This is a genomic window from Pseudomonas sp. GOM6, assembly GCF_029537485.1.
Classification (GTDB): Bacteria; Pseudomonadota; Gammaproteobacteria; order Pseudomonadales; family Pseudomonadaceae; genus Aquipseudomonas.
The window spans coordinates 39,595-57,159 of record NZ_JARPUS010000011.1 but is presented as its reverse complement, the minus strand read 5'-3'; the positions used below and the strand labels follow the sequence as shown (position 1 = coordinate 57,159).

Here is a 17,565-nt window from a genome sequence, read left to right as displayed (position 1 = left end):
GGTCCGGAAAAGCCGCGCACTATACCAGTTCACCCTCGCACGGTGAATTTATGACCGGACGGACTGTGTCGGTTTCCGTTCGAGGAGGAGCATCGCCATGACTGCCCGAGCCCTGATCGCCGTCGCCGACGGCGTGGAAGACCTGGAAACCGTGACCCTGATTGACGTGCTGCGCCGCGCCGAGGTGGAAACCGTGGTGGCCAGTATCGAAAACCGGCGCATGTTTACTGCCGCACGTGGCACCCGGCTGACCGCCGACGCCATGCTGGTCGACGTGCTGGCCCAGGATTTCGATCTGATCGTGCTGCCTGGCGGCATGCCTGGGGCTCAGCACCTGGCCGAGCACGCGCCGCTGGCCGAGAAAGTGCGGGCGCAGGCCAAGGCCGGCAAGCTGTTCGCCGCCATCTGCGCCGCCCCGGCCCTGGCGTTGCAGGACTATGGTGTGCTCAGGCAGCGGCGCATGACCTGCTACCCGGCATTTAGCGATCGCCTGTCCGGCTGCACCTTCGTCGATCAGCCGGTGGTGGTGGATGGCAACTGCATCACCAGCCAGGGGCCGGCCACTGCCCTGGCGTTTGCGCTGACGCTGGTCGAACAACTGGTCGGCAAGGCCAGGCGCAAAGCGGTGGCCGAGGCCATGCTGGTGCCGGTATGAAGCGGGGCCAGGCTATTGCGGCCGCTGTTGCCCTGGTTCTGCTGGCAGGCTGTGCCAGCGAAGCGCGGTTACCCTCGGCGACTCATCAGTTGGGTATTCACAGAGCCAGCACCGCCAGTGCCGATGGCCTGCAGCCGATGCGCGATCGCCACAGCGGTGTGCGGCTGTGGGTCCATCCACGGGCGCTGCTGACCGAGCGCGATGTTGCCGCCAGCGAGCTGGCCATGACGCCGGACGGCGAGCCCGCGGTAATCCTGACCCTGAGCGACAGCGGGCGGGAGGTGCTGGCCGAACTGACACGCCAATCCCTGATGCAGCCGCTGGCGATCGTGCTGGACGGCGAACTGCGCCTGGCGCCGGTCGTGCGTGAGCCGGTGCGAGATGGCCGCGTGGCGCTGACCGGCTTCGACTCTCTGGATGAGGCCGAGGCGCTGGTGCGCGGTTGGGGACCTAAATGAAGGGACGATATCCCAAGCGAGGCGGACGGCGCTTTGCTTGGCCTAACCCAGCCTGCGGGTGATGCGGTGGGTAGGCTGGGTTAGCCGTGTAGCGGCGTAACCCAGCGCGGGGCCCCATGCTCTACAGGCAGCATTCACGACTATCCAGCGCCTCCAGCAGCCGGCAATGCTCGGCATGGCCGCTGTGGCAGTCGGCCAGTTTGCTCAGTTCTGCGCGCATGCTCTGTAAATCGCGGATGCGCGCCTCGATGGCATCCAGATGCTCGCGGGCCATGCGGTCGGCGGCATCGCAGGGCCTTTCCGGATGGGCGGCCAGATCGAGCAGGCTGCGAATCTCCTCCAGGCTGAAACCCAGTTCGCGGCCGCGACGGATAAAGCGCAGGCGGCGCACATCCTGCTCCTGGTAATGGCGATAGCCGGACGGGCTACGCTGCGGCTCGGGCAGCAGGCCGCTACGCTCGTAGAAGCGGATGGTTTCCAGATTGACGCCGCTGTCGCGGGCGAGCACGCCAATGGTGATGGGTTTGCTCATGTTGACTCCGTAGTGACTACAGGGTTTAGCCTAGTCTGCACCTGGAACAAGGAGATGCCAAATGGGTGCTCACTGCTGCAATCACGACACCGGCCCGGTACATAACGACGGGCGTTACCGACGCATCCTGTGGATCGCGCTGCTGGTCAATCTGGTGATGTTCGTCGTCGAGATCGGCGCGGGTCTCAAGGCCGGTTCGGTCTCCTTGCTGGCCGACTCACTGGATTTCCTGGGCGATGCCGCCAACTATGCCATCAGCCTCTGGGTGCTGGGCATGGCGCTGACCTGGCGCGCTCGTGCCGCTCAGTTCAAGGCACTGAGCATGCTGCTCTTTGGCCTTGCCGTATTGGGCGCGGCGCTCTGGCACTGGTGGCAGGGCGCGGTGCCGAGTGCACCGACCATGGGCGTGGTGGGCACCCTGGCGTTGTTGGCCAACCTCGGCGTGGCGGTGTTGCTGTATGCCTATCGCGAGGGGGACAGCAACATGCGCAGCGTATGGCTGTGTACCCGCAACGATGCCCTGGGCAATCTCGCCGTGCTGGCCGCCGCGCTGGGGGTGTTTGGCACCGGCAGCGCCTGGCCGGACCTGATCGTCGCCAGCATCATGGCGTCCCTGGCCATCACCGCCGCGATTCAGGTGCTGCGTCAGGCCGATGGCGAACTGAAGGGCGATCACGGTCATGCGCACTGAGTTGCAGGCTGCGCTGCGGCAGGCCCTCAGCGAGGGCGAGAAGGCGCTGGGCCATGGTGATGCGCACGCCGCGCTGGTCTGGCTGGAGCGTGCTCATATCCTCGGTCAGCGCCTGGCGCTACCCCATGCGCGGGCGCACTGGCTGATGCTGCGCGCCGGCTGGATGCTGGGCGACTGGCGCGAGGTGCTCGGGCAGCTGCCGCGGATTGCCGCCGCGCTGCTGTTTTCGCGGATCTGGGTGCCACTGGGCAACACGGGGCGGGCGCGGGTCAGTGCGTTCCGGCCAATGCCGCTCAGCGAGGAGCTGCGCCGGCTATTGGGCTAAACCGAGCGCAGGGCGTGGCCAGCCGTAGATACCGTCTTCCCCCTCAGTGAGCAAGAGCGCGTTGCGCATCAAATGGCTGGCCCGACTTAAGAACGCCATAAACGATATGCAGCAACTTGCGCATGGCTGCGCAGACGATCTGTTTGCCGGCCTTGCCGCGCTGTTCCAGGCGCTGTGTCATGGCTTTGATCGCCTCGTTACTGTTCAGCGCACTCACTGATGGCAGATACAGGCCCGCGCGCAGGCGGGATGAGCCCTGCCGCGAGATGCATACATGACCTTTATGCTTGCCGGACTCCTGCAGCCGCGGGTTCAGACCGGCGAAGGCGGTGATCGCTCGGGCATCGGTAAAGCGCAAAGGGTCTCCGAGTTCGGCCAGTAGCAAGGCAGCGGTGGTGTCGGCAATGCCGTCGATGCTCACCAGCAGATCACGCTGATTGCGCAGGTCAGGGTCATCGTCGATGTGGTCGCGGATCGCTTGGCGGGTTTCGGCAATCTGTTGTTCGACGTGCTCCAGCACCGAGCGGATCGAGGCCTGGACACGAGGCTCACTGACCAGCAGGCGATTACGCTCCATCTGGGCGATCTCCTGCAGATCTTGCAGGCGGCGCACCAGAGCGCGCAGCTGGCGAATGGCCGGTGCCTCGGGTTGCCAGGGGCGCAGCGTGTCGGCGTGGCGCAGGCCGTACGCGGCGATCAGCTTGGCATCGACGCGATCGGTCTTGACCCGTTGCAGTTGGCTGGCGGCGTAACTGGCCAGCTGTGCGGGGTTGAGCACACAGACGCGATAGCCACCAGTATGCAGATGGTCGGCGAGTCCCTCGTGGTAGATGCCGGTGGCTTCCATCACGATCCAGGCTTCCGGTTCGGCGTGTTTGAGCAGCCAGTCGTCCAACACCTTGAAGCCAGCCGATGTGTTGCTCAGCTTGGCCTTGGTGCGGTACTTGCCGTTGGCTTGCAGGGTGGCGATGTCGAATGTGTGTTTGGCGATGTCGACGCCAATGACGCAGGGCATGTCGGCTCCTCCTCATGGTGAGTGGGGATCATCACAGCACTCTGTCCAACCTTGTGATGCGAGCTCTCGCCGGGGCGGGCTCTGGATACCGTTCGGACTACACGAGTGAGTAAGGAGGGGCCGAGCACGATCTACGATGCAGGCTCGAAGCCTCAGGCTGGGTACGGCTTACGGCCCCTCCCCCGATGATCAGTCGGGGGACTATCGCCCTAGAAGAGGGTGGTAGTCGAGATACAAGGTTGGGTTGAGGGGCACAGCCCCGAAGCCCAACGGGATAGGCACCTGTCGTGGCCTACAGCCCACCGTAGGGCTTCGCTGCGCTCAGCCCAACCTACGCTACGCCGGCCTGGAGCCGGCGTTATTCTTGGCACTGTTGCAGTCCTCGGGGTTGATCTCCAGTGCCGTCGGGGCACCTATTCTCAGCTGAATCCGCTCCCACAGAGGCCGTATGGGACTATGGGGCAGTGAACTGGACGGGTGACGACAGTTGCTCCCATAAATCCTGCCCCGCCGCATCAGCAGCTGCCTACGCCGCGGTCTCTGTGGCAGCAATAGGCTCTTCTACCAGCAGCACGGGTCTGTTTTTGTGGAAGCGGCTTTAGCTGCGATGGAGGACACCGCAACTGCTTCCGGGCGGCGAGTCAGGCGCGCGGCGTTCAACGACAACGCGCAACGGGGACATGGCCTTGTGTGTCCTCTCGGCCGTCCGCCCTTAACTGGCCCGGCATGTGCCGGGCATACGGCTTTCTGGTGCCCGCTCTATTATTGCGCCAGCCAGCCGCCATCGATATTCCACGCCGCGCCGCGCACCTGTTGCGCCGCCGCGCTGCAGAGGAACAGCGCCAGCTCGCCCAGTTGCTCGGCGGTAACGAAGGCCTGCGACGGCTGCTTTTCCGCCAGCAGTGCGCTGCGCGCCTGCTCCGGCGTCTCACCGGCGGCGACGCGGGCGTCGATCTGCTGCTGTACCAGGGGCGTCAGTACCCAGCCGGGGCAGATCGAGTTGCAAGTCACGCCGCTCTGCGCGGTTTCCAGCGCCACCACCTTGGTCAGGCCGAGCACGCCGTGCTTGGCTGCGACATACGCGGCCTTGCCGGTGGAGCCGACGCTGCCGTGCACCGAGGCGATGTTGATGATGCGGCCCCAGTCCTGCGCCTGCATGTCCGGCAGGGCCAGGCGCGTGCAATGGAACACGGCGCTGAGGTTGAGGGCGATGATCGAGTCCCAGCGTTCGACCGGGAAGCTCTCGACCGGCGCCACGTGCTGGATGCCGGCGTTGTTGACCAGGATATCGACCCGGCCGAACTCGCGGCGGGCGTAGTCAAACAGCGCCTCGATCTGCTCTGCCTGGCTCAGGTCGGCCGGGTGGTAGCCGACGCGGCCACCGTGGCGCGACAGCTGCTCGGCCGCCGTCTGCCAGTCGCCGAAACCGTTGAGGATCACGTCGGCGCCGTTGCGGGCAAGCACATCGGCGATGCCCAGACCGATGCCACTGGTCGAACCTGTAATCAGGGCTGTTTTTCCACTGAGCGCCATAGGGCCTCCTTTTCATGCATCCAGCAATGATGAACGGGTCATGCAGGGCCTGTGGCGCCTGCTCCGGTGTGCCATGCCTGGCGCTGCCGGGGTGTTTGGGGTGTCCCGCCCTGGGGCGAGAAAAAGGCCGGGCCTAGGGCCCGGCAAGTCTTCTACGAGGAGTAGTCACACTGCGTCGGCGCGGTCTTACCAGAGTGGCAGGCTGTAGCTGACGATGAAGCGGTTTTCGTCCAGATCGGCGCCGAAGTTGCTGCGCGTGGTGGCGTTGCGCAGGCGCAGGCCGAGGTTTTTCAGCGGGCCGCTCTGGAACACGTAGGCGATATCGGTGTTGCGTTCCCAGGTCTTGCCTTCGCTCAGGCCCGCGCCGCGGTCGACGTTGTCGCCGGACAGGTAGCGGGTCATGAAGGTCAGGCCCGGTACGCCGAGGGCAGCGAAGTCATAGTCGTAGCGCGCCTGCCAGGAGCGCTCGTCCTGGTTGCCGAAGTCGTTGATCTGTACCAGGTTGATCAGCGCGTTGTCGGAACCGGCGATGTAGGCGAAACCGGTGTCGCCGGACAGGTGCTGATAGCCGGCGGTAAAGCCGTGGGCGCCAAGGCGGTAGGTGAACAGCGCGCCGAAGGCGTCGTTGTCGACGTTGCTGCCGCCGTCATCGGTAGAACGGGCGTAGCGGATGTCCGACTTGAAGCTCTGGCCTTCGCCCAGCGGCAGCTGATGCACCAGGTTGACCAGGTGCTGCTTGTAGATGCCGTCAAGGCCAGCGTAGTAGTAGCTGGTGGCTAGTTCCGGGGTCCATTGGTAGCGGCCGCCGGCGAACAGGAACTCGTCGCTGGCCTTGTCCTGGCCCAGCACGATGTTGCGCTTGCCACCGTTGAACACGGTCATGTCCTGATTATCCGAGGAGTCGCGCTGGTTGACCTGGTCGATCTGTGCCAGGTCCAGGGTCAGGCCCTCCACCTCGTTGCTGGTCAGCCAGGCGCCGCGGAAGGTCTGCGGCAGCAGGCGGCTGTCGTTGCGCATCAGCGGCGGCAGTACCGGTTGCAGGGTGCCAACCTTGAGCACGCTCTGCGAGGCGCGCAGCTTGGCAGTCAGGCCGGCTTCGCCGTATTCGTCCTGGGCGCGCTTGGGCGCCTCCTTGTCGCTCTTGAGGATGCCGGTGCCGACCCGGTCCGGGCTGGAGTCGAGCTTGAGGCCGAGCAGGCCGATGGCATCGATGCCGAAACCGACCGGGCCCTCGGTGAAGCCGGATTCGAAGCGCAGCATGAAACCCTGGGCCCATTCTTCGGCCTTGGCCTGGCTGGCGCCGCTCTGGCGGAAGTCGCGGTTCATGTAGAAGTTGCGGGCGTCCACCGCGGCCTTGCTGTCATCGAAGAAGGCGGCGTGGGCCGGGGCAGTCAGGCCCAGGGCAATGCTCGTGGCCAGCAGCTGGCGGGCGAGTCTCGGCTGGTGTCGCATGGGTAGTTCCTCTTGTAGTTATTGTTGCTACGGCTTTTTTGGCCCACAGCCGTCCTGGCAACGCTGCCGGAGCTGCGCCGTGGGAGGGGTGAACAGGGTGAGGGACGGGGGCGGGTAGCCCCCGTATCGACCCGACCGGTGATGGGCCCGGTTAGGGCCCGCCCACTCGGGTCAGTCGGGTGGCCAGGGAGGGTAGGGAGCGGCCACGTTAAGGGTTGTGTTCATCTTGGGCCTGGCCTCAGAAGCTGCCGAAGGCGCTGCCCAGGGCGATGACGACCGCCAGGGCACACATCGGGAATACCAGGGTGTTCATGAAGATGTACTTGTACGAGTCGCGGTGCGTCAGCTTGCAGATCGCCAGCAGGGAGATCACCGCGCCGTTGTGCGGCAGGGTGTCCATGCAGCCGGAGGCCATGGCCGCCACCCGGTGCAGCAGCTCGGGGCTGATGCCGGCAGCGGTGGCCATTTCCAGGTACTGCGCGCCGAGGGTCTTGAGAGCGATGGACATGCCGCCGGAGGCCGAGCCGGTGATGCCGGCCAGCACGTTGACCGCCACGGCTTCGGACACCAGCACGTTGCCGGGCATGCCGAGCACCAGGTCGCGGATCACCACGAAGCCGGCCAGCGAGGCGATCACCGTGCCGTAGCCGACTTCCGAGGCGGTGTTGAGGATCGGCAGCATGGCGCCGAAGGCACCGTCGTTGACGCTGCGCTTGAGGTCGAGCCAGCGCTGCCAGTGCAGGCCAATGAGCACCAGTACGGCGGCGCTCAGGGCGACGATGATGGCCCAGATGCCGATCACCGACTTGGCGTCCTGCAGGCCGCCGAACTCCGGCTTGGCCAGATAGCTGGTGTCCAGGCTTGGCAGTACCAGCTTGGCCATCACGAAGTTGATAGCGATCACCAGCAGGATCGGCAGCAGGGCAACCCAGAAGCCGGTGCCGGGCATCTCGGCGCTCGGCTGCGGATCGTCCGGGTGCACGCCGTAGCCTTCTCCGGCGGCGACCAGCTTGCGCGCCTGGCCGCTCAGCCACCAGCTGCCGAGCAGCAGCATGAGGCTGCCGCCGATCAGGCCGAGGATCGGCGCGGCGAAGGCATCGGTGCCGAAGAACGGGCTGGGGATGGCGTTCTGGATGGCCGGGGTGCCGGGCAGCGCGGTCATGGTGAAGGTGAACGCGCCGAGGGCGATGGCGCCCGGCAGCAGGCGCTTGGGAATGCCGGCTTCGCGGAACAGCGCGGCACCGATCGGGTACACGGCGAAGGCCACCACGAACAACGACACGCCGCCGTAGGTGAGCAGGCCGCAGGCCAGCACGATGGCGAGGATGGCGCGCTCGCTGCCGAGCTTGGCAACAATGCCGTGGGCGATGGCGCGGGCCGAACCGGAGTCGTCCATCAGCTTGCCGAACAGCGCGCCGAGCAGGAACAGCGGGAAGAACTGGATCAGGTAGCCGCCCATGGCCTTCATGAACACCTGGGTGTAGGTCGGCAGTATGAGGGCGACATCGCCGGCGAACAGCACGGCCAGCAGCGCCAGCAGCGGGGCGAGGATAAGCACGTTGATGCCGCGGTAGGCGAGGTACATCAACAGGGCGAGGGACAGCAGAATACCGAGCGTACCCATGGTCTGGGCGATTCCTTCTTGTTGTTGTTTTCTGGCGCGTTCGAGTCGCGCCAACTGCCGCGCCGTGCTCGACGCGTGTTGCCTAGCCTAGAGCGAAAGGCGTGCCAGTTCGGTGAAAAGGTCGAGATAAAAGCGTGCACTCTGGCTGCGCGCCAGCTACCACGCGGCTTTGCGTCATGCCAACGGAGCGCTGGGGTGGCGTGGCCTGACGCCGGGTGGCGAGCAATCGGTGTCCAGATTTATGGACATGTTCAGTTGGGTGCAGGGTGTGTCGAGTTCAGTCCAGAATTCTGGACTGCCTCTGCTCATTGAGCGCAGACAGTCGGGCAGGCGATAGGGGCGATGGCGGTCAGGGCAGGAAGGCCTATGGCCAGCGGCGCCGGGCTGAAACCTGGCGCCGATTCAGGCGGCTAGCGCTCGCTCAGACCGTGCTGCTGCAGCTTGCTGTACAGGCTGGCGCGGGAAATGCCCAGCTCGCTGGCGGCCCTTCGGCGGTTGCCGCCGCAGACCGTCAGGGCCTGCTGCAGGGCGCGGCGCTCGGCTGCAGCGATGCTCTGGGCCAGGGGTTGCAGCGGTTCGTCGGCGACCGGTTGTGGCTCTGTCGATTCGGGCGATTCCGCCGGGCTCGGCAGGGGCATGGCCGGCACGCTCAGCAGTGGCTGCAACTGGGCCACGCCCAGCAGGCTGCCGTCGCTGTCCAGTTGCGCGCGTTCCAGCAGGTTGCGCAGCTCGCGCACATTGCCTTTCCAGGGCTGTCGGCAGAGCAGGGCCAGGGCCTCGCGGCTCAGCTCCATTGGGGCCTGGCCGGAGCGGTTGGCGATGTCGTCGAGCAGGTGCTCGAGCAGCGAGGGAATGTCCTCGCGCCGCTCGCGCAGCGGTGGTACACGCAGGGCCAGGACATTGAGGCGGTAATAGAGGTCGTCGCGGAACTGACCGGCGGCGACCTTGGCCTCCAGGTCGATGTGGGTGGCGGCGATCACCCGCACATTGAGCGGCTTGACCTGGTTGGAGCCGAGCGGTTCGACTTCCTGCTCCTGCAACACGCGCAGCAGCTTGGCCTGCAGCGGCATGGGCAGGTCGCCGATCTCGTCGAGGAACAGGGTGCCGCCGTTGGCTACCTCGAACTTGCCGATGCGCGCCTTGCGGTCGGCGCCGGTGAAGGCGCCGGGGGCGGTGCCGAACAGCTCGGCCTCGACCAGGGTTTCCGGAATGGCGGCGACGTTGACCGCGACGAAAGGCCCGTTGGCCCGTGGCGACAGGTTGTGGATGCCCTGGGCCAGCAGCTCCTTGCCGGTGCCGGTTTCGCCGCGCAGCAGCACCGTGGCGTCGAGCTGGGCGGCACGCCGGGCCTGGCGCTTGACCTCGGCGGCGGCGGCGCTGCTGCCGATGAAACCGGCGATGGTGTAGCGCGCGCGGCGGGCTTTGGCCAACTCGTTCTGGGTCGCCAGCAACTGGCTCTGCAGGCTGTTGTACTTGGCCATCAGCGGCTTGAGATGGCGGGCGCGGTCGAACAGGACGAAGCCGAGGGCGCCGACCAGGGTGCCGTCCTCGTCGCGCAGGGGAATGCGGGTGACCACGAAGTGTTCGTCGCCGAAGGCCATCAGGTCGAGCATGCTCGGCTGGCCACTGTCGACCACCTCGCGCAGGCGGCTGGCCGGCAGCACTTCCTCGATCTGCTTGCCGAGCACGCTGCGCGGGTCGCGGATGCCGATCTTCTCGGCGTACTTGTCGTTGATCCAGACGATGCGCGCCTGGCGATTGACCGCGATGGTTCCCTCGCACTGGGCGTCGAGGTGGTCGTACAGCAGCGGCATGGCCACCGCGCGGAAGCGCTCGGGCGACACGCCGACGATCAGGCCGTGTTGGTCGAGCTCGTCGCGGGAAATGGCCATGGCAGGAGGAAGTCCTCGAAATAGATACGCTCGATTATGGGAGCCGCCTCGCTACGCCGGCAAGGCGGCTGGGGCGGTCATGGGCCGCCGTACACCTCGGTGGGCAGCCAGGTGGCCAGTGGCTGGAACCAGAACACCAGGGCCAGGCCGAGCAGCTGCAGGGCGATGAAGGGCAGTACGCCCAGGTAGACATCGCGGGTGGTAATGCCCGGTGGGCACACCCCCTTGATGTAGAACAGGGCGAAGCCGACCGGCGGGGTGAGGAAGGAGGTCTGCAGGCACAGGGCGAAGAGAATGGCGAACCACAGCGGGTCCACGCCCATGGAGAACAGCACCGGCGCCACCAGTGGCAGGACGATCAGGGTGATCTCCACCCAGTCGAGGAAGAAGCCCAGCAGGAAGGTGATGAACAGCACGGTGAGCAACACGCCGGTCTGGCCGAACGGCAGGCCGCTCAGCGCATCGCGCACCACGTCGTCGCCACCCAGGCCGCGCAGCACGGCGGCGAACACCGTGGCGCCGATGAAGATGCCGAAGATGAAGGCGGCGGTGCGGCTGGTCTGGTACAGCGCATCCTTGAGTACGGCCAGGCTCAGGCGACGGCTGAGGTAGGCCATCAGCACGGCGCCAGCGGCACCGACCGCCGAGGCCTCGGTGGTGGTGGCGATGCCGAAGAAGATCGAGCCGAGCACGGCGAGGATCAGCGCCAGTGGCGGTACCACGGCCCAGAACACGTCGATCAGGGCGCGGGCATCCAGCGGCTGGCGATCCTTGGGCGCCGGGGCGAAGTCCTTCTTCAGCCAGGCAGCGATCAGGATGTAGGCAATGTACAGGGCGCCGAGCATCATCCCCGGAATCAGCGCGCCCATGAACAGCTTGCCTACCGAGGCCTCGGGGGTGCCCAGGCGGTCGGCCATCAGCACCAGCATGATGCTCGGCGGAATCAGGATGCCCAGAGTGCCGACCGAGCAGGCGGTGCCCACGGCCAGGCGCTTGTTGTAGTTGGCCTGCAGCATCGGCCCCAGCGAGAGCAGGCCGAGCAGCACCACCGAGGCGCCGACGATGCCGGTGGAGGCGGCCAGCAGCACGCCGACGATCACCACGGTGACCGCATAGCCGCCGCGCAGCGGGCCGAGCACGCGCACCAGGCTGTGCATCAGCCGTTCGGCGATGCCGGAGCGGTCGAGCATGATGCCCATGAAGATGAACAGCGGCAGCGCCACCATCAGCTCGTTGGCGACAATGCCGTAGATGCGCGCATCGAGCACGCCGATGGTGCCGCCCCAGGTGAACCACAGATCGGCGTCGAAATATTCCACCAGCACATGGCCGGTGACGGCGAAGACCAGGCCGACGCCGGCCAGTGACCAGGCCACGGGAAAGCCGAGCAGCAGCAGCCCCATGAAGCTGGCGAACATGGCGATGACCAGAATTTGTTCCAGACCCATTACTTCAGCCTCGTGATCAGGAGTGCGGGTGAGCGTCGCTGGACGGCTCGATAGCCCGGGGGAAATTGAGCAGCAGGGTGCTGCAGCGCGAGGCGCGGGCGAACAGGGCGATGGCGGTCAGCGCCAGGCCCAGCGGCAGCACGCTCTTGAACAGGAAGCGATAGGGCAGACCGCTGGGGGCCTGTGAGTGCTCCATGTAGACGAAGGCGGTGTGGGCGTAGGCGAGCAGGCTGTCGATCATCAGGGCGATCACCGGCAGGGCCAGCAGGATGATGCCCAGCAACTCGATCCAGGCCTGGGTGCGCAGGGAGAACTTCTCGCGCAGCACATCGACGCGCACATGGTCGTCGCGCACCACGGCATAGGCCAGGGAGAGCAGGGTGGCGGCGCCGAACAGGTGCCAGGACAACTCCTCCAGGGCGATCGAGCCGCGCGCCAGGACGAAGCGACTGAATACATTGCACAGCACCACCAGCAGCACGGCGATCCACAGCCAGGCGCTGGCCTGGCCAATGGCGACGATGCCGCGCTCCAGCAGGTGGGACAGGCGGTTGTGCGGCAGCTCGGCGGCGGGCGCGTGAGCGGCGGATGCGGGTTGTTGCATCGGGAAACCTCGGACCTATCAGGCAGGAAGGCGCAGCGGGCCGCGGCAGTGCCGGGCCCGTGCAGGTTCGCGGGGTGTGATCAGTTCTGCTGCTGGTCGAAGTCGCGCGGCAGGTAGCCCATACGGTTCCAGCTGGCGTACTGGGCCATGAACTCGCGCTGGCTGGTCAGCACACGCTTGAACATGTCGTCCTTGCTGGCCATCTCGTCGAGCACCTCGTTGGTCACCTTATGCAGCTCGTGCAGCACCGGCGCGGGAAGCACCTGGGCCTTGACCCCTTCCTTCTGGTAGTCGGCCAGCGCGCCCGGCTGGGCCCACTCGCTCTCGGCGAAGCCCTTGAGCGTGGCCGACTCGCAGCCCATCTCGATCAGCGCACGGCTCTGCGGCTCCAGCTTGTCCCACACATCCTGGTTGACCAGCAGGTGCGAGGTGGTCAGGGTCTGGTGCCAGCCCGGCATGATGTAGTTCTTGATGATCTGGTCGAGGCCCAGCATCTTGTCGATCGCCGGCTGGGAGAACTCGGTGGCGTCGATGGTCTTGCGCTCCAGGGCCTGGTAGATCTCGCCGCCGGGGACCATGGTCACCGAGGCGCCGAGCTTCTCCAGCACCTTGCCGCCGATGCCGGCGAAGCGGATGCGCAGGCCGTCGAAGTCCTTGGTCTGCTCGATGGGCTTGGCGAACCAGCCGGCGCCTTCCGGGCCGATGATGCTGCACAGCATCGGGTGGATCTTGTGCGGCGCGTAGATCTCTTCCAGTAGCTTCTTGCCGTCGCCCTGGTAGTACCAGGCCAGGTAGGCCGGCGGCTCCATGTTGAACGGCGCGCCGGAGTACAGCGGCAGCGCGGGGATGCTGCCCTGGTCATAGCCGATCCAGGTGTAGCCGGCAGGGTACTTGCCGCTGCTGACCGAGTTCATGATCTCGAACGGCGGTACCAGCTCACCCGGCTCGTAGTAGCGCAGGTTGATGTCGCCGCCGGAGATGGCCTTGAGCGATTCGGACAGGTGCTTGACCGGTGTGCTCAGGCCGACCAAATGCGAGGGGAAGGCGAGTGGCACCTGCCAGCGGATCTTCTCGCTGGCCATGGCCGAGCTGGCCAGCAGGCTGGTGGTGAGCAGGGTGGCGGCGGTGATGCCGACGGACAGGCGCGGGAGCGGTTGCTTGATGAACATGCTGAGGTTCCTTCTTGTTGTATTTGTGGCGAAACGGTGCGCGCCGCAGGGGCAGGCAGTTAGCGCTGTGAGGCAATGCGATCTCTGTGCCAATAAAAAATATCGTTATATATCAATGTCTTATGTTTTTTTGTGACGCAAAAGAAGGGCGTCGTTCCAGAAATTTGGACATATGGCGTGGATGGTGCGCTCGGCATGTCCAGTAATCTGGACGAGGCTGTCCGGGCGGGTAGACAGGCAGCACGGGCGACCGGGGTCGCCCGTGGTTCAGCGGGATCTCAGTTGCTGCACTGCCCGGCCTGGAAGTAGCCGCTGGCAGTTTCCTTCACCCAGCTATTCACCCCGGGCAGGCTGCCCAGGTACTGGTTGCCGCCCACGGTGTAGTAGCCGTAATAGGCACGGCCGGCGGTGACGTGGTTTAGGTTGGTGGTATTCCAGTTCTGGCAGACGAAACCGCCGCCAGTGCCACCGCCACCCGTACCGCTGCACGCCGCCGGCAGCTGTGAGTACCACTTGCCGGTTTCACCTTCGTACAGGGCAACGCTGCTCCAGGTGTCGAACGAGCCGCCGATGTCCACGTTGTCGCCATTGGCGTAGGTGCGCAGGCTCGACACGCCGCCGGCATAGGCGCGACCGGCGCCGATATGGGCGTAGGGCGAGGCAGTGACTTTCTGGCAGCTGGCCACTGGTGTGCTGAGGTCGACCACGTTCACTACACGGGTGGCCGTGGTGCTGTTGCTGTCGCTGTCGATGGCTGTGTATAGGCAGCTATAGCTGCCCACGGCCTGGGTATTCACCGCGCTGCAGTCGGCGCTGACGCTCAAAGCGCCGTCTTCCAGGTCGTTGGCCGTGGCGCCCGGGTCGCTGAAGGCGCTGTTGAGCGCCGCAGTCAGTGGGTTGTCACCCTGCAGCGTGATCACCGGGTGGCCCTGCGGCTGGCTGCCGTTGCGACTGTGGCGGCTGAAGAAGTCCCAGACGATGTCCGGGTAGCTCGGGCCGATCTGCAGTGCCCATTTGCCATTGTTGCCGTCGGCACCGCCGACCCAGTAGTGGCCATGGTCGGTGTCCAGCGTGTTGGGGGTGGTCAGCGGGCCATCGTAGAAGATGGTTTCCACCAGCGAGCGGGTCGCGGTGGTGCCGTCCTGGGTGTAGGCGATGCGATGGCAGCTGTAGTTGTTCTGGTGGTACGGCGAGCAGCTGGTGTCGGAGGCCTTGGTCGCGGCAGCGGTCTTGAAGTTGTTGCTGCCGAATACCTGCAGATGGGCATCGCGCATGGTGTTGGCGGCCGTCTGCAGCACGGTGCAGTCGTTCTTGTTCTGCAGCAGCATCAGCGGGATCGGATAGCTATTGTCGGCCTCGGCGTTCATGTCGCTGACCACCTGGCTGACCGCATGGAAGGTAGCCGAACCCGGGCACTGGCCGGACAGCGACACCGAGGAGGCGTCCTCGCTGTAGGGCAGGCCCGCAGCCGGTGCAGCCGCCGCCCAATACTCGTTGTGGGCGACGGCCGCGACCATGCTCATCGCCCCGCCGGAGGACAGGCCGGTGATGAAGCGGCGGTTAGCGTCGATGCTGTAGGCCGCCTCGACCTGCAGGGCGATCTGGTGCAGGTCCTCGACCTCGCCGGCACCCTGATGAATGTGCTGCTCGAACCAGAAGCCCCAGCAGTTCTCGTTGCGCAGACCGTCGTAGCTGGTGATGAAGGGCGCCACCAGGATGAAACCGTAGCGATCGGCTGCCGCCTTCATGCCCCAGTCGTTGAGCACGTCGTCATTGGTCTGCTTGCAGCCGTGCAGGGCCATGACCATGGGTGCCGGTGTAGTGACACCGGTGGGAACGTAGACCTTGTAGTTGCGCGCTCGCGAGCCGCTGTAGGCCTGTTGGGGCAGGGTATAGGCCTGGGTTTGCCCGGCCAGGGCTGGGGTCGGTAGATAGAGGCTCAGCAGTAAGGTGGCCAGCGCGGTGGCCAGGCGCCGGTAGGGCGGGTATTTGCGGTACATGGGCTTGCTCCGTTCTTGAACTTATTCTTGGAGGTGCCCCCGCCCCAGGCATGTGCAGGCGGGGTGCTCATGGCCCAGTGGAATATTCGTGCCAGAGAATTATCTGTTTCTATTTCAATGGCTTATGTTTTTCGGGTAGTCGGGTTGGTAATGTTTTCCAATAATTCGGACACTTTTTCCGGTCAGGCGCTGGATGATGTCCGCTGCTGCGGAAAAACTGTCTGGCAACCAAGACAGTGGCTGGCGGCTACCGCTCATCCAGGGGCGAAATCGCGAGGCTGTCTGGTGCTGGTACAACCGTCAGCGCCTTCTAAGCTCATTCGGCTGTATCCCGCCAGCGGCGCCTGAGGCAAACTTGCGCACCGCAGCGAGCAGCTTCAGCCGTGACTGGCTGCTTCGATCCCAAGCGGCCCCACGCAGTCCGCGGCCGTGCGTTTCATTTTGACTTTTTAAGAGGTGCTCCTTGGCCCAATACGTCTACACCATGCATCGGCTCGGCAAGGTCGTGCCGCCGAAGCGGGAAATCCTCAAGAACATCTCCCTGTCGTTTTTCCCGGGCGCCAAGATTGGCGTGCTCGGCCTGAACGGCGCGGGTAAATCCACCCTGTTGCGCATCATGGCCGGCGTCGATACCGAGTTCGACGGCGAAGCCCGCGCCATGCCCGGCATCAACGTAGGCTACCTGCCGCAGGAACCGCAGCTCGACCCGAGCAAGACCGTGCGTGAAGTGGTCGAGGAAGCGGTGAGCCAGATCAAGGATGCCCAGGCGCGTCTGGATCAGGTCTACGCCGCCTACGCCGAGCCGGACGCCGACTTCGATGCCCTGGCCGCCGAGCAGGCCAAGCTGGAGGCCATCCTGCAGGCTGCCGACGGCCACAACCTGGAACGTCAGCTGGAAGTCGCCGCCGACGCTCTGCGCCTGCCCGCGTGGGAGGCCAAGGTCGAGCACCTGTCCGGTGGCGAGAAGCGCCGCGTGGCGCTGTGCCGCCTGCTGCTGTCGGCGCCGGATATGCTGCTGCTGGACGAACCGACCAACCACCTGGACGCCGATTCGGTGGCCTGGCTGGAGCGCTTCCTGCACGACTTCCCGGGTACCGTGGTGGCGATCACCCACGACCGTTACTTCCTCGACAACGTCGCCGGCTGGATCCTCGAACTCGATCGCGGCGCCGGCATTCCGTACGAAGGCAACTACTCCGGCTGGCTGGAAGCCAAGTCGGATCGTCTGGCCCAGGAATCCAAGCAGCAGTCGGCCCATGAAAAGGCCATGAAGGAAGAGCTGGAGTGGGTGCGCAAAGGTGCCAAGGCTCGTCAGGCCAAGTCCAAGGCGCGTCTGCAGCGCTTCGAGGAAATGCAGTCGCAGGAATTCCAGAAGCGTGCCGAGACCAATGAGATCTATATCCCGGCCGGCCAGCGCCTGGGCGACAAGGTCATCGAGTTCAAGAACGTCAGCAAGGGTTATGGCGATCGCGTGCTGATCGACGATCTGTCGTTCAGCATCCCGAAAGGCGCCATCGTCGGCGTGATTGGTGGTAACGGCGCCGGTAAGTCGACCCTGTTCCGCATGATCATGGGCAAGGAACAGCCGGATGCCGGCGTCATCGAGATCGGCGATACCGTGCAGCTGGCCTGCGTGGACCAGAGCCGCGACGATCTGGACGGCAGCAAGACCGTGTGGGAAGCCGTGTCCGACGGCCTCGACATGATCAAGATCGGCAACTATGAAGTGCCCTCGCGCGGCTATGTCGGGCGCTTCAACTTCAAGGGCGGTGACCAGCAGAAGTTCGTCAAGGACCTCTCCGGGGGTGAGCGTGGCCGTCTGCACCTGGCCCTGACCTTGAAGCAGGGCGCCAACGTGCTGCTGCTCGACGAACCGTCCAACGACCTCGACGTGGAAACCCTGCGCTCGCTGGAAGAGGCGCTGCTGGACTTCCCTGGCGCCGCCATCGTGATCTCCCACGACCGTTGGTTCCTCGACCGCGTGGCGACGCACATCCTGGCGTACGAGGACGACTCGCACATCGAGTTCTTCGAAGGCAACTACACCGAGTACGAAGCCGACCGCAAGAAGCGCCTGGGCGATGCCGCCGCGCAGCCGCACCGCGTGCGTTACAAGAAGCTGGCGCAGTAAGCGTCAGTGGCTAAGCAAAACGGGGCCTGTGGGCCC

At 65.4% G+C, this 17,565-nt stretch carries 16 protein-coding genes; 6 read left to right on the top strand and 10 right to left on the bottom strand.

Translation table 11 applies throughout. The annotated features are described in order from the left end of the window. Positions 1-97: 97 nt before the first annotated feature. Together P7A97_RS13980 and P7A97_RS13975 are read left to right on the top strand one after the other, a co-directional pair. The gene (locus P7A97_RS13980) at positions 98-655 is read left to right on the top strand and encodes a DJ-1 family glyoxalase III (protein ID WP_277690568.1); all 558 of its coding nucleotides are present in this window, start codon (positions 98-100) and stop codon (positions 653-655) included. Continuing rightward, positions 652-1,113 (top strand): hypothetical protein, encoded by a 462-nt coding sequence (locus P7A97_RS13975; protein WP_277690567.1) that lies wholly within the window; start codon positions 652-654, stop codon positions 1,111-1,113. The genes P7A97_RS13980 and P7A97_RS13975 overlap by 4 nt, the downstream gene beginning before the upstream one ends. 121 nt (positions 1,114-1,234) lie before the next feature. Here P7A97_RS13975 and P7A97_RS13970 read toward each other — a convergent pair whose 3' ends face one another. Then, positions 1,235-1,645, bottom strand: coding sequence for a MerR family DNA-binding protein (locus tag P7A97_RS13970; protein ID WP_277690566.1), 411 nt, complete (start codon positions 1,643-1,645; stop codon positions 1,235-1,237). A 61-nt stretch (positions 1,646-1,706) separates the two neighbouring features. On the opposite strand from P7A97_RS13970, the gene P7A97_RS13965 reads away from it, so the two are divergent. Then, complete coding sequence (locus tag P7A97_RS13965) at positions 1,707-2,336, top strand: cation diffusion facilitator family transporter (RefSeq protein ID WP_277690565.1); 630 nt, start codon at positions 1,707-1,709, stop codon at positions 2,334-2,336. Further along, positions 2,326-2,661 (top strand): DUF3703 domain-containing protein, encoded by a 336-nt coding sequence (locus P7A97_RS13960; RefSeq protein WP_277690564.1) that lies wholly within the window; start codon positions 2,326-2,328, stop codon positions 2,659-2,661. The genes P7A97_RS13965 and P7A97_RS13960 overlap by 11 nt, the downstream gene beginning before the upstream one ends. 43 nt (positions 2,662-2,704) lie before the next feature. Here the strand turns inward: P7A97_RS13960 and P7A97_RS13955 are convergent, their stop codons facing one another. The 9 genes from P7A97_RS13955 to P7A97_RS13915 all read right to left on the bottom strand — a co-directional run bounded on the left by P7A97_RS13955 (position 2,705) and on the right by P7A97_RS13915 (position 15,398). Further along, positions 2,705-3,676 (bottom strand): IS110 family transposase, encoded by a 972-nt coding sequence (locus P7A97_RS13955; protein ID WP_277690563.1) that lies wholly within the window; start codon positions 3,674-3,676, stop codon positions 2,705-2,707. A gap of 762 nt (positions 3,677-4,438) precedes the next feature. Then, the gene (locus P7A97_RS13950; protein WP_277690562.1) at positions 4,439-5,209 is read right to left on the bottom strand and encodes a 3-hydroxybutyrate dehydrogenase; all 771 of its coding nucleotides are present in this window, start codon (positions 5,207-5,209) and stop codon (positions 4,439-4,441) included. A 186-nt stretch (positions 5,210-5,395) separates the two neighbouring features. Beyond that, positions 5,396-6,661: an OprD family porin gene (locus tag P7A97_RS13945; protein ID WP_277690561.1), complete on the bottom strand. Its 1,266-nt coding sequence runs from the start codon at positions 6,659-6,661 to the stop codon at positions 5,396-5,398. Between the two features lie 238 nt (positions 6,662-6,899). Next, positions 6,900-8,285 (bottom strand): GntP family permease, encoded by a 1,386-nt coding sequence (locus tag P7A97_RS13940; RefSeq protein WP_277690560.1) that lies wholly within the window; start codon positions 8,283-8,285, stop codon positions 6,900-6,902. A gap of 410 nt (positions 8,286-8,695) precedes the next feature. Next, positions 8,696-10,177 (bottom strand): sigma 54-interacting transcriptional regulator, encoded by a 1,482-nt coding sequence (locus tag P7A97_RS13935; RefSeq protein ID WP_277690559.1) that lies wholly within the window; start codon positions 10,175-10,177, stop codon positions 8,696-8,698. A gap of 77 nt (positions 10,178-10,254) precedes the next feature. Further along, a complete protein-coding gene (locus P7A97_RS13930; protein ID WP_277690558.1) occupies positions 10,255-11,625 on the bottom strand; it encodes a TRAP transporter large permease subunit in 1,371 nt (456 codons plus the stop codon). 16 nt (positions 11,626-11,641) lie between these two features. Then, positions 11,642-12,229 carry a TRAP transporter small permease subunit gene (locus tag P7A97_RS13925; RefSeq protein ID WP_277690557.1) on the bottom strand — a complete coding sequence of 196 codons (588 nt, stop codon included), beginning with the start codon at positions 12,227-12,229 and terminating at the stop codon, positions 11,642-11,644. A gap of 80 nt (positions 12,230-12,309) precedes the next feature. After that, positions 12,310-13,398: a TRAP transporter substrate-binding protein gene (locus P7A97_RS13920; protein ID WP_277690556.1), complete on the bottom strand. Its 1,089-nt coding sequence runs from the start codon at positions 13,396-13,398 to the stop codon at positions 12,310-12,312. A gap of 278 nt (positions 13,399-13,676) precedes the next feature. Next, positions 13,677-15,398, bottom strand: a complete 1,722-nt coding sequence (locus tag P7A97_RS13915) for a PHB depolymerase family esterase (protein WP_277690555.1) — start codon at positions 15,396-15,398, stop codon at positions 13,677-13,679. A 69-nt stretch (positions 15,399-15,467) separates the two neighbouring features. Here P7A97_RS13915 and P7A97_RS13910 point away from each other — a divergent pair, with 69 nt between their 5' ends. Both P7A97_RS13910 and ettA read left to right on the top strand, forming a co-directional pair. Further along, a complete protein-coding gene (locus P7A97_RS13910; RefSeq protein WP_277690554.1) occupies positions 15,468-15,746 on the top strand; it encodes a hypothetical protein in 279 nt (92 codons plus the stop codon). A 115-nt stretch (positions 15,747-15,861) separates the two neighbouring features. Next, the gene (gene ettA, locus P7A97_RS13905; protein ID WP_277690553.1) at positions 15,862-17,529 is read left to right on the top strand and encodes an energy-dependent translational throttle protein EttA; all 1,668 of its coding nucleotides are present in this window, start codon (positions 15,862-15,864) and stop codon (positions 17,527-17,529) included. Positions 17,530-17,565: the final 36 nt, after the last annotated feature.